Source organism: Arthrobacter sp. Helios (assembly GCF_023167125.1).
In the GTDB taxonomy this organism is placed as follows: Bacteria; Actinomycetota; Actinomycetes; order Actinomycetales; family Micrococcaceae; genus Arthrobacter_B; species Arthrobacter_B luteolus.
The window spans coordinates 373,075-385,184 of the sequence record NZ_CP095402.1; the positions used below are offsets into that span (position 1 = coordinate 373,075).

General features: G+C 66.3%; 9 protein-coding genes. 2 read left to right on the forward strand and 7 right to left on the reverse strand.

The genetic code is table 11. The features are described 5' to 3' along the window. The 4 genes from ArtHe_RS01615 to ArtHe_RS01630 form a co-directional block, all read right to left on the reverse strand. Positions 1-459 carry a cupin domain-containing protein gene (locus tag ArtHe_RS01615; RefSeq protein WP_248318460.1) on the reverse strand — a complete coding sequence of 153 codons (459 nt, stop codon included), beginning with the start codon at positions 457-459 and terminating at the stop codon, positions 1-3. A 93-nt stretch (positions 460-552) separates the two neighbouring features. After that, the gene (locus tag ArtHe_RS01620) at positions 553-2,316 is read right to left on the reverse strand and encodes an amidohydrolase (RefSeq protein WP_248318461.1); all 1,764 of its coding nucleotides are present in this window, start codon (positions 2,314-2,316) and stop codon (positions 553-555) included. A 355-nt stretch (positions 2,317-2,671) separates the two neighbouring features. After that, positions 2,672-4,045, reverse strand: a complete 1,374-nt coding sequence (locus ArtHe_RS01625) for an aspartate aminotransferase family protein (RefSeq protein WP_248318462.1) — start codon at positions 4,043-4,045, stop codon at positions 2,672-2,674. A gap of 20 nt (positions 4,046-4,065) precedes the next feature. After that, positions 4,066-5,556 (reverse strand): CoA-acylating methylmalonate-semialdehyde dehydrogenase, encoded by a 1,491-nt coding sequence (locus ArtHe_RS01630; RefSeq protein WP_248318463.1) that lies wholly within the window; start codon positions 5,554-5,556, stop codon positions 4,066-4,068. Between the two features lie 156 nt (positions 5,557-5,712). Between ArtHe_RS01630 and ArtHe_RS01635 the strand changes: the two genes are divergently transcribed. Further along, entirely contained in the window at positions 5,713-7,341 is a 1,629-nt protein-coding gene (locus ArtHe_RS01635) for a PucR family transcriptional regulator ligand-binding domain-containing protein (protein WP_248318464.1), read from the forward strand. A gap of 31 nt (positions 7,342-7,372) precedes the next feature. Here the strand turns inward: ArtHe_RS01635 and ArtHe_RS01640 are convergent, their stop codons facing one another. From ArtHe_RS01640 to ArtHe_RS01650, 3 genes are read right to left on the reverse strand one after another with little or no spacing between them, the layout of a single operon-like run. Continuing rightward, complete coding sequence (locus ArtHe_RS01640) at positions 7,373-8,758, reverse strand: FAD-dependent oxidoreductase (protein ID WP_248318465.1); 1,386 nt, start codon at positions 8,756-8,758, stop codon at positions 7,373-7,375. 1 nt (position 8,759) lies between these two features. Continuing rightward, positions 8,760-10,187 carry an aspartate aminotransferase family protein gene (locus ArtHe_RS01645; RefSeq protein ID WP_248318466.1) on the reverse strand — a complete coding sequence of 476 codons (1,428 nt, stop codon included), beginning with the start codon at positions 10,185-10,187 and terminating at the stop codon, positions 8,760-8,762. After that, on the reverse strand, positions 10,184-10,648 hold the full coding sequence (locus tag ArtHe_RS01650; protein ID WP_248319629.1) for an Lrp/AsnC family transcriptional regulator: 465 nt from the start codon (positions 10,646-10,648) through the stop codon (positions 10,184-10,186). The genes ArtHe_RS01645 and ArtHe_RS01650 overlap by 4 nt, the downstream gene beginning before the upstream one ends. A 246-nt stretch (positions 10,649-10,894) precedes the next feature. On the opposite strand from ArtHe_RS01650, the gene ArtHe_RS01655 reads away from it, so the two are divergent. Further along, positions 10,895-12,106 (forward strand): spermidine/putrescine ABC transporter substrate-binding protein, encoded by a 1,212-nt coding sequence (locus ArtHe_RS01655; protein WP_248318467.1) that lies wholly within the window; start codon positions 10,895-10,897, stop codon positions 12,104-12,106. Positions 12,107-12,110 lie beyond the last annotated feature (4 nt).

The following is a 12,110-nucleotide window of genomic DNA, read 5'->3' on the forward strand; positions in this document are numbered from 1 at the left end:
TTAGGACGGCAGGGTCAGGTAAACCTTGCGGAGGGTGCTGGTGACGGTCCAGCGGGTGCGGCTCCCGGCGGCGAACCGCATCAATGTGTGGGGAGCGAGGTTATGGGTTGAAGCCACGGACCCGTCCGCATCGAGGAACTCCACGGTGGCCGTACCGGAGAGCACCACGAAGACTTCTTCGGCTTCGGTGTCATACATCCCGCCCTCGGACATCTCCCAGACGCCCAGCTCCACGCCGCCGAACAGGCCAAGTTCCTGCAGCCCGGTGGTTGGTGTTCCGGACGCGGTGGCGGAGGCAGCCACCGGTTCGTGGACCAGGCCAAAGCTGTCCGGGTGGAGAGGGAGGCCAGCCGGAAGAACCGCAGCGGACGCAGAAACTGCGCCGGCGGCATCCCCGATCTCGGCAAGCCCGGTCTCTGCAGGCTTCAGGGGAGCGGGGACAGGGGAAGTGTTATGCATGTGAAGCTGGGTCCGTTCGGTTGGAAGGGTTGATAACGGGTGGGCCTGGCCGGGCCGGAAGCGCCAGACCAGGAGGCACCAGGCTAACGAGCCTCATACGCTGGTCCTTTGCAGCCGGGAAGCAGCGGCGCCGCTGCGGATGTAAACGGGTTCCCCGGCCACCATAGCCAGGTCCACTCCAACGGCGGCCAGCTCCGGGGCGGGCAGGTCGAAGGGGTTGGCTGAATGGATGGCCAGGTCCGCCGGAGCGCCGGAAACCACGGACCCGCCTGGTGCCCGGTTCAGCCAGGCCGAACCGCCGGTGTAGGCGGAAAGGGCACTTTGCAGTGTCAGCGCTTGTTCCGGCTGCAGTGCCGGAGCTCCGGGATGGTCCGGGTGGGTCCGGTTGACCGCCACATGAATGGCCTGCCAGGGATCCGGACTGGAAACCGGCCAGTCAGAGCCCATGGCCAGCCGGGCTCCGGCGGCCTCCAGGCCAGCGAAGGGATACTGCCAGGCTGCCCGTTCGGCGCCGAGCAATGGACCGGTCAGGTCCCGCATCTGGTCGTCGTTGCAGGCCCAGAGCGCCTGGGCGTTTACGGTAACGTCCAGTGCGGCAAAACGGGCGACGTCGCCGGGATGGATGATCTGAAGGTGCGCCATGTGATGCCGGTTATCAGCCGGATGCCGGTTGTCCTTCTGCTGCCTTCCTGCCCCGGAATTTCCGCCGGGGGAATCCGGCCGGGCGGCGCGGGCCGCGGCGATGGCGTCGAGCCCGGTCCGGACCGCGCGGTCGCCGATCACATGCAGATGCAGGTCGAAGCCGGCAGCGTCCAGCGCCACCGCGGCGGCCTGCAGCACTTCGGGGGACAGATACAGCAATCCGCGCCCGCCGGTGGGCTCCGGCCCGGCGCAGGCGCACGGCTTCAGGTAGGGGTCCAGCATGGCCGCGGTCTGGTTCTCCGGCACACCGTCGACCATGATCTTGGCGCTGACAGTGCGGAAACCGGCGTCGGCGTTCTCCGCCCGGCGGTCCCGGAAGGAGTCCACCAGCTCCGGGACCGAAGCCATGGACGTGTCCCGCGGAACCCACAGCGCGCCGGTGGCCCGGGCCTTCAGTTTTCCGGACCTGCTCAGGGAACGGTAGGCAGCGGACGCGTCCGGGTAGCCGCCGTAGCTGCCCAGGATGGCTTCCTGCCAGCCGGTGACGCCCAGGGAGAGCAGGTGCTCCTGCGCGTCCAGGATGCCGGCTTCGAGCAGCTCGTCCGTCACGGGCGGCAGGAGATGCGCTACCAGGTCCATCGCACCTTCGTGCAGGATGCCGCTGGGCTGCCCGCCGGCGCCGCGTTCTATGCGTCCGTCCGCGGGATCGGGGGTGGAAGCGTTTATGCCGGCCAGCTCAAGGGCACGCGAATTGACCCAGGCGCTGTGGTGGTCGCGGTTGAGCAGGTACACGGGGCGGTGAGGGACGACGGCGTCCAGCACGGTGCGGCTCGGGTAACCGCCGGGAAAATCGCCTTTGTACCAGCCGCCTCCGGTGATCCACCCGGCGTCGTTCCCGGCAGTGGGAGGCAGGGCGGCATATTCGGCGATCCGGTCCAGGCAGGCCCGTGCGCCGCTGAGCTCCGCCAGGTCGCAGCCCAGCCGCTCCACGCCGGCGTAGGCGGCGTGCACATGCGCATCGGTGAAACCGGGGGAGATGAGCCGGCCGCCGAGGTCGACGGTCTGGGTGGCCGGTCCGGCCAGCTCCCGGATTCCCGAATCGGTGCCCACTGCGGAAATCCGGCCGCCGGAGACCGCCACGGAGCTGGCCCCGCGGACCAACCTCCGGCCGTCGAAGACTGCTCCGGAATGGAAAATCCATTCTGCATGTGGCACAGGTACCTCGTATTTCACTCTGGGGGGTCTATTCCGGTTCGGCCCAGCGCCTTTTCCGGTCCATTTGTGCAGCCAGCGGCACAAAATGAATGGCAATCAAAGGATCGGTAAATAATGAATGGCATTCATGCGGTCAGACTGCTCCTATAAAACGGGAGCTAAGTGACCTTGTCAACGGTGCTGACCAAGTTGCCGGATTGTTTACATCCGGGAAACGCAAGGTGGCAGGAAGCCGCCGGATCACTGTCAGCTGCATCCAGTCAGGCGCGTGCCGGAGAGCGGGAAGCAGAACCTGCTCCCCGCTCTCCGGTCCGCCGGGAATCCGCGCAGCTGGTGCGCAGCCCGGACGGAAGGGCTACTCCTCGGTGTGGCCGTCCGCGATGTCCAGGACCTCATCCAGGATGGCCAGACCGGTCCGGGCTTCCTCGTCGGTGACGTTCAGCGGCGGAACCACATGGATCCGGTTGAAGTTGGCGAACGGCAGCAGCCCGCGTTCCTTGCAGGCGGCGATCAGCTCGTTCATGGCCGGGCTGGAGCCACCGTAGGGGGCCAGCGGTTCGCGGGTTCCGCGGTTCTTCACCAGTTCGATGGCCCAGAAGGCTCCGGTGCCGCGGACCTCGCCCACACTGGGGTGCTTCTCCGCCAGCTGCGCGAGCCCAGGACCAAAAACATCCGAGCCCAACCGTGCGGCGTTCTCCACCATGCCTTCGTCCCGCATGGCACCGATGGTTGCCACGGCGGCCGCGCAGGCCAGCGGGTGGCCGGAGTAGGTCAGGCCGCCCGGATAGGCGCGGTCGGCAAACCCCGCGGCGATTTCGTCGGAAATCGCCACACCGCCCAGCGGTACGTACCCCGAGTTGACGCCCTTGGCGAAGGTGATCAGATCAGGTTCAACACCTTCGGCATGCTCGATCGCGAACCACTTGCCGGACCGACCGAAACCGGCCATCACCTCGTCGGCGATGAACATGATGCCGTATTTACGGGTCAGTTCGCGGACTCCGGCCAAGTACCCGGGCGGCGGAACCATGATCCCGGCGGTACCGGGAATGGATTCCAGGACGACGGCGGCAAAGGCCGCCGGGCCCTCAAGCAGGATCAGCTGCTCCAGGTGTTCCAGCGCCCGCTGGCATTCCTCTTCCTCGGTGGTGGAGTGGAACTGGGTGCGGTAAAGGAACGGTGCGTGGAAATGCACGGTTCCGGCGTTGCCGTAATCGTTGGCCAGGCGGCGGGGATCCCCGGTGACGTTGATCGCCAGGGCGGTTCCGCCGTGATACGAGCGGTAGGCAGAGAGCACCTTGTAGCGCCCGGTGTGCAGCCGGGCCATCCGGACGGCATGCTCAATGGCGTCAGCGCCGCCGTTGGTGAAGAAGATCGTGTCCAGATTCCCCGGAGTCAGCTCGGAGACCAGCCGGGCTGCCTCTGAACGTGCGTCATTCACATACTGCGGAGCGATGGTGCACAGCTTTCCTGCCTGCTCCTGGATAGCGGCAACCACCTTGGGGTGCTGGTGGCCGATGTTGGTATTGACCAGCTGGGAGGAGAAGTCCAGCAGCTTCCGGCCCCCGCCGTCCCAGACGTAGGAGCCTTCGGCCTTGGTGACCGTCATGGGGTTGATCTGCTTCTGCGCGGACCAGGAATGGAAGACGTGCCTGCGGTCCAGCTCATAGGCCCGGCGCCCGGCGGCGAGTTCCTCTTCCGTAACCGTGGTTTCGGTGGTGGTGCTCATAGTCGGTACTCCTTCGTGTCCTAGGCGTTCTGCGGGAATCCGAGGTTCAGGCCGCCGTGGCTCGGGTCGAGCCAGCGGCTGGTGACCACTTTGCCACGGGTGAAGAAGTGCACACCCTCGGTGCCGTGGGCGTGCGAGTCGCCGAAGAGCGAGTTCTTCCAGCCGCCGAAGGAGTAGTACGCCATGGGCACCGGGATCGGCACGTTGATGCCGACCATCCCCACTTCCACCTCGTTCTCGAAGCGCCGGGCTGCACCGCCGTCGTTGGTGAAGATCGCCGTGCCGTTGCCATACTGGTTGGCGTTGATCAGCGCCAGGGCATCGTCGTAGCTGTCGGCGCGGACCACGGAGAGCACCGGGCCGAAGATCTCATCGGTGTAGATGGACATGTCCGGGGTGACGTTGTCGAAGAGGGTCGGGCCGAGGAAGAAGCCTTCGCCTTCGGCGTCCGGCTCCACCTGGCGGCCGTCCAGCACCACGGTGGCACCGGCCGCAACGCCGGCGTCGATGTAGCCTGCCACCTTGTCACGGTGGGCTGCGGTCACCAGCGGACCCATGTCCGTGCCGCGCAGGCCGTCACCGATGCGCAGGGTGCGGGTGCGTTCGGCGATCTTGGCGACCAGCTCGTCGGCGATGGGCTCGACGGCGACCAGGGCGGAAATGGCCATGCAGCGCTCGCCTGCCGAGCCGAAGCCCGCGTTGACGGCGGCGTCGGCCGCCAGATCCAGATCGGCGTCGGGCAGGACGATCATGTGGTTCTTGGCGCCGCCCAGGGCCTGGACCCGCTTGCCGGCGGCAGTGCCTTCGCGGTAAACGTACTGCGCGATCGGGGTCGAGCCCACAAAGGAGATGGACTTGATGTCCGGGTGCTGCAGCAGGGTGTCCACAGCCACCTTGTCGCCGTGGAGCACGTTGAACACACCGTCCGGCAGGCCGGCTTCCTTCCACAGTTCGGCCATCCAGTTGGCGGCCGTGGGGTCCTTCTCGCTCGGCTTGATAACGACGGTGTTTCCGGCGGCGATGGCTACGGGGAAGAACCACATGGGAACCATGGCGGGGAAGTTGAACGGGCTGATGATCGCAGCGGGTCCCACCGGCTGGCGGAGGGAGTGCACGTCCACCTTGGTGGAGGCATTTTCGGTGTAGCCGCCCTTGAGCAGGTGCGGGATGCCGCAGGCGAACTCCACGACTTCCTGGCCGCGGCTGATTTCGCCGAGGGCGTCGTCGAGGACCTTGCCGTGTTCAGCGGTGATGATGGCGGCCAGCTCGGGCTTGCGTGCGTTCAGCAGTTCGCGGAAGGCAAAGAGGATCTGAACCCGGCGGGCCAGCGACGTGTCGCGCCAGAGCGGGAAGGCAGCGGTGGCGGCGGCGACCGCGTCATTCACCGTTTCAGCCGAGGCCAGTGCCACCTGGGAGGTGACCTTGCCCGTGGCCGGGTTGGTGACGTCGGCGAGGCGGGTGTCCGATGGGGCGGTGAAAGCGCCGTTGATCCAGTGCTGTGTGGTCTGCACGAAGTGCTCCTTGGGATGCGGGTATGGGGTGTCGCGGTTCTGGCTCCATCCTGCCCAATGGTGTGACCCGAGGAACATTGGCAATCTGACAGGAAATACTAGGAAATCTTTACGATGTGTAAGACGCAGCGGCTGGGGGAGGCCTAGACTCGCGGCATGAGCCTGACCCTGGAAGACGTGCTGCAGCTGGAGGTGGTCGCGGCCGGAGCGCCGGAGGTGCTCTCCGGACAGGAGCTTCTGGGCGCTCCCGTGCGCTGGGTGCACGTGGCCGAACTACGCAGCCTGGCAGACCTGCTCGAAGGCGGTGAGCTGGTCCTGACCACCGGCCTGGCGTTCGGAAGTTCAGCCGGCGAAGCCCGGGACTATCTGGCCGGGCTGCGGGCTGCCGGAGCTGCCGGTGTCATTGTGGAGATCCCTGCCGGCCGTCCGGCGGACGCCGAAGCCCTGGCCGCTGCCGCCGGGGAAACGGACCTGCCCGTGGTCCGGCTGCACCGCCGGATCAGATTCGTGGAAGTCACCGAAGTGGTGCACCGGCGCATCGTCGCCCGGCAGCTGGAGCAGGTGGAGAAGGCCAGGGAAGTACACGAGGTCTTTACGATGCTGAGCCTCCAGAGCGCCGGGGTGCAGGAGATCGTTGACCGCGCCGGGCAGCTGCTGGCGTCCCCGGTGGTGCTGGAGGACAGTTCCCATCTGGTGGTGGCGTTTGCCCCCGGCCCGGTTCCGCCGCAGGAGCTCCTGCAGGACTGGCAGCGCCGGTCCCGGGCGGTGCACCGCAGCGGCGAAACCGCCCAGGCGGGGGACGGGAACTGGCTGCAGACCCCGGTGGGCCTCGGCAGCCAGTACTGGGGAAGGCTGGTGGTGCCTCAGGCCCCGCATGCTCCGGAGGCCGCAGCGGAAGCGTCGATGGTCCTGGAACGGGCCGGTCAGGCTCTGTCCATCAACCGGCTTGCCGAGCGGGATCAGGCTGGCCTGGCCCAGCAGGCCCAGGCCGGCCTGATCCACGAGCTGCGTTCGCCCCGGGGGCCGGAGGACAGTGAGGCCCTGACCCGTGCTGCCGCGCTGGGGCTGCAGCCTTCTCCCGTGTACCTGCCGCTGGTCCTGCAGCTGGACGCCGGTGCCGGCAAGGACCCGATGTCGATGCAGCGCAAGGAACGAGCCCTGCTGGAAATCCTGGACGGTGTGCTCGCCTCTACCCGCAATTCCGCCCTGGCGGCGGCCCTGCAGACCGGTCAGGTGGCGGTGCTGCTGGCCCTGCCGGCCCGGATGCTGGAAGACAGTGTGCTGGAACGACTCTGCGGAGACCTGGCTGAGCGCTCTGCTGCCGCCGCGGAACCGCTGCGGTGGACGGCGGGAGTGGGCCGGGCGCGGTCCGCACTGGCGGATGCAGCCGCCGGGCTGGATGAAGCGGCCCATGTGGCGCAGACCGCCGGAACCATGCCCGGCAGCGGAAAACGGTATTTCCGTTCCACCGATGTGCGGCTGCGCGGTTTGCTGGCCCTGCTGCGCGAAGATTCCCGGGCCGTGTCCTTCGCCGCGGCGGAGCTGCATGGAATCCTGGCGGAGGGCGCGGAGGAGGACCTGGCGCTGCTGCAGCGCTTCCTGGAGTGCGGCGGCAACAAAACAGAGCTGGCCCGCAGCGGCTTCCTGAGCCGGCCCACGCTTTACTCCCGGCTGGAAAGGCTGGAGGCGAAGCTGGGGGTGTCCCTGAACGATCCGGAGTCCCGGACCTCGCTGCACGTCGCCCTCCTGCTGCGCCAGCTGCAGTCGCTGCCGGCGGCGGGATGAAGGTGGAAGGTTCGCAGCGCTTCAGCCCGAGCTAGCGGCCCGAGATGAGGTCCGCTGCCTTGGCGATGGGCGACGTCGTCCGCCGTCCGCGGTTCTCGGCCCGGTCCGCCGCGTAATACGCCGCGTACATGGTTTTCACCCCAAGCCAGCGTAGCGGCTCAGGCTCCCAGCGGCGGACCTTCCGGTTGACCCACGGCATCCGGGTCAGTTCACTGCCGGGGTCCAGGATCAGGTCGCGCAGGGTGCGGGCTGCCAGATTCGTGGCCGCGACGCCGGTGCCCACGTAGCCGCCGGCCCAGCCCAGTCCGGTCGCGGAATCCAGGCCAACGGTGGCCTTCCAATCGCGGGGAACTCCCAGCACACCGGCCCAGGCATGTTCGATCCGGGCCTCCGCCGCTGCCGGGAACATATCCCGGAGGAGATTGGTGAGGTTGGTGATGGTCTCCGGCTGGGTGGCGCCGTCGGTGTCGGTGCGGGAGCCGAACCGGTAGGGCACACCGCGTCCGCCCAAGGCGATCCGGCCATCGGCGGTGCGCTGGGCGTACATGTACGCGTGCGCCATGTCTGCCACGGTGTCCATGGAGTTCCAGCCGATGTCATCCCACACCGCTGCGGGCAGTGGCTCGGTGGCGATCATGGAGGAGTTCATCGGCAGCCATTCGCGGTGGTGGCCCCGCAGATTGGCGGTGAACCCTTCGGTGGCGCGCAGGATGTACTTCGCGCTGACGGTGCCGCGCGGAGTGACGGCGCGTCCGGGCAGGATCCCGGTGACGGTTGTGTTCTCGAAAATGGGCACGCCAAGGGCCTCGACGGCGCGGGCCAGGCCCCGGACCAGGCGCGCCGGATGGATCCGGGCACAGTGCGGGTGGTGGATGCTGCCCAGTGCGCCGGACACGTTGAGCCGCTGTGCGGTTTCACCGGCGTCGAGCAGCCGGGCTCCCGCCTCCGGCCACTGGGATTCCCCGGCGGCAAAGGCCTGAAGCCGGCCGAGCTGCGCCTGGTTGCGGGCAACGTTCAGTTCCCCGCCCTTGGCGATGCCGGCGTCGATCCCTTCAGCAGCTGCCACCCGGATGACCTCATCCACGGTGTCATTGAGCAGTTCCTGGAACCTGCCGACCAGGGCACGGCCGTGGGACTTGACGTATTGTCCGCGGCCGCCGGTGATGGAGTTGGTGAGCCAGCCGCCGTTGCGCCCGGATGCCCCGAACCCGGCGAACCGGGATTCCAGGACCACCACGGACAGGTCCGGGCGGGCCTGTTTCAGGTAATAGGCGCTCCACAGCCCCGTGTAACCGGCACCGACGACGGCGACGTCCGCTTCCAGATCCCCGCCCAGGCCGGGACGCGGATCCGGAAGGCCGGTTTCGGCAAACCAGAAGGAGACGTTGCCGTTCACGGGAGCTGTGGAGAGAGCCATATCAGAGGTGGTTCAGGCCTTCCGTGAGTACCGAACGCAGGATCGATTCGATCTGGTCGAACTCCGGCTGGCCGATGGTCAGCGGCGGTGCGAGCTGGATGACGGGGTCTCCCCGGTCATCGGCACGGCAGTAGAGGCCGGCGTCGTAGAGCGCGGTGGAAATGTAGCCGCGCAGCAGCCGCTCGGACTCGTCGTCGGAGAAGGTCTCCTTGGTGGTTTTGTCCTTAACCAGTTCAATGCCGTAGAAATAGCCCTCGCCGCGCACATCGCCGACGATCGGAAGATCCTTCAGCTTCTCCAGCGTGGCACGGAAGGCAGGAGCATTTGTCTTCACACGGTTGTTGAGGTCTTCGCTGTCGAAGAGGTCCAGGTTGGCCATGGCGACGGCGGCGGAGACCGGGTGCCCGCCGAAGGTGTAGCCGTGGTAGAAGGTGGTGTCGCCCTTGGAGAACGGCTCGAACAGGCGGTCCGAGGCGATCATGGCACCGAGCGGGGCATAGCCGCTGGTGATGCCCTTGGCACAGGTGATGATGTCCGGCACGTAATCAAAGTCGGTCGAGGCGAACATCGAACCAATCCGGCCGAAGGCGCAGATGGTTTCATCGGAGACCAGCAGGACGTCGTACTGGTCGCAGATTTCCCGGACCCGCTTGAAGTAGCCCGGGGGCGGCGGGAAGCAGCCGCCGGAGTTCTGCACCGGCTCCAGGAAAACGGCCGCCACGGTGTCCGGGCCCTCGAACTCGATGGCCTCACCGATCCGGTCCGCAGCCCAGCGGCCGAAGGCCTCCGGGTCCTCCAGGCCGGCGGGGGCCCGGTACTGATTGGTGTTCGGCACCCGGAACGCTCCGGGAACCAGCGGCTCGAACGGGGCTTTCATATCCGGAATGCCCGTGATGGAAAGGGCGCCCTGTGGAGTGCCGTGGTAGGCGACCGCACGGGAGATCACCTTGTGCTTGGTGGGCTTGCCCGTGAGCTTGAAGAACTGCTTGGCCAGTTTCCACGCGGACTCGACGGCGTCACCGCCGCCGGTGGTGAAGAAGACCCGGTTCAGGTCACCGGGCGCTCCGGCTGCGAGGCGTTCGGCCAGGTCGATGGCCGGGGGATGGGCGTAGGACCACAGGGGCATAAAGCTCAGTTCGCGGGACTGCCGGGCGGCTGCCTCGGCCAGTTCTTCGCGGCCGTGGCCCACCTGCACGGTGAACAGTCCGGCCAGGCCGTCAATCAGTTCGTGGCCCCGGTCGTCGTAGATCAGGTGGCCCTTGCCGCGGGTGATGATGGGAACGTTGCCGCCGGATACCGGCCCCGAATGGCGGGCCATGTGCATCCACAGGTGGTCGCGGGCCGCCTGCTGGCGGTCCGTTCCGCGCGGGGTTGTTGACGAAGCTGTCGACGGCGAGAGGGAGGATGGCTGGACTGTTGTTTCGGTCATCTGGTGCCCCAGTTGTAGGCCTGCTTCCGCAGGGAGAGGTACATAAAGGTTTCAGTGCTGGAAACGCCGGGAATGCTGCGGAACCGGTTTACCAGCAGCAGCAGATCCTGGTCGTTTTCGCACACGACTTCGGCCAGCAGGTCGAACGAGCCGGCGGTGACGACGCAATAGTCCACCTGGTCAATGGCTGACACCAGGTCGGCCACCACCAGAACATCTCCGTGGACCTTGATGCCCAGCATCGCCTGCCGTGGGAAACCCAGCTGCAGGGGATCCGTCACGGCCACAATCTGCATCACGCCGCTGTCTGTCAGTTTCTGGACCCGCTGCCGAACCGCGGCTTCGGAGAGGCCCACGGCCTTCCCGATCGCGGCATAGGACCGGCGTCCGTCTTCCTGCAGCTGCTCGATGATCGCCTTGGAGATGTCGTCGACAGAATGGCTTCCGGCTGCGGATTCCATGGCGTTCTTCACCTCCAGGTGCGGATTCACGAGCTCGCGGCGTGCGAGTGGTTGCAATTCAATCTTTTATTTCGTTCGAAATCAAGGCTTTTCGGAACTGAAAACGTGGCTTCAGTGAGGATATTTTTAGGAAACCGTGGTGTAACAAAACTTTTACAACGAAAAGCTTGAAGGTGCGGAATTCCGTCTGGCACTATCGATCAACAACACCCGTCCGCAGTGAAGTTGTGCCAGCAAGGAGCCCCTATGTCTAAGCGTCCCGTGACAGATCCAATGCTCAGGAGCATCATCAACTCCCAGCTGTCCCGCCGCAGGCTCCTGATGGGGGCGGGAGGACTTTCTGTCGCAGGCATGCTGGCCGCCTGCGGGACCGGGGGAGGAACAGGCGATTCGTCGTCGAAGCCCAGCCCGGCTGCGGACGTCTCCGATTCCGAGAAGACGGTGAGCTGGGCCAACTGGACGCTGTACCTGGACTACGACGACTCCACCCAGAAGTACCCCTCGCTGGAAGCCTTCTCGGCGGCCAGCGGCATCAAGGCCAGCTATTCCGAGGATGTGGACGGCAACGATACCTACTTCGGCAAGGTCCAGGGCCAGCTTGCGGCCGGCCAGGACATCGGCCAGGACATCGTGACCCTCACGGACTGGATGGCTGCCCGCCTGATCCGCCTCGGCTACACGCAGGAACTGGACCTGGCGAACATCCCCAACTCCAAGAACCTGCTCGCCACCCTGCAGAACGTGGACTTCGACCCGGGCCGCAAACACTCCCTGACCTGGCAGTCCGGTTTCGCCGGAATCGCCTGGAACAAGGAGGCCTTCCCCAAGGGACTGGAGAGCGTTTCCGACCTCTGGGCTCCGGAGCTCAAAGGCCGGGTGGAGGTCCTGGACGAAATGCGGGACACCATGGGACTGCTGATGCTGGAGAACGGAGTGGACATCACCGGCGACTGGGGAGACGAGGAATTCGATAACGCCCTCGATGTCCTCTCCAAGCAGATCTCGGACGGACAAATCCGCCAGGTGAAGGGCAACTCCTATAAGGAGGACCTCATTTCCGGTGATGCCCTGGCCGTCATCGGCTGGTCCGGCGATATAACCCAGCTGAATTTCGAAGAAGGCGACAAATGGGAGTTTGCCATCCCCGACGCCGGCGGAACCCTCTGGTCCGACAACCTGCTGGTGCCGATCGGCGCCACGCACAAGGCCAACGCCGAAAAGCTCATGGACTACTACTTTGACCCGGTGAACGCAGCCACGGTGGCTGCCTACGTCAACTTCATCTGCCCCGTGGAAGGCGCACGGGAGGCCATGGAGGCCATCGATCCGGAACTGGTCGAGAACCCGCTGATCTTCCCCACGGACGACTTCCTGGCCAATGCCCATGTCGTGCGCACGCTGACCGCCGATGAAGAGACTGACTACAGCGGCCGCTTCCAGACCGCGATCGGAAACTAACGGC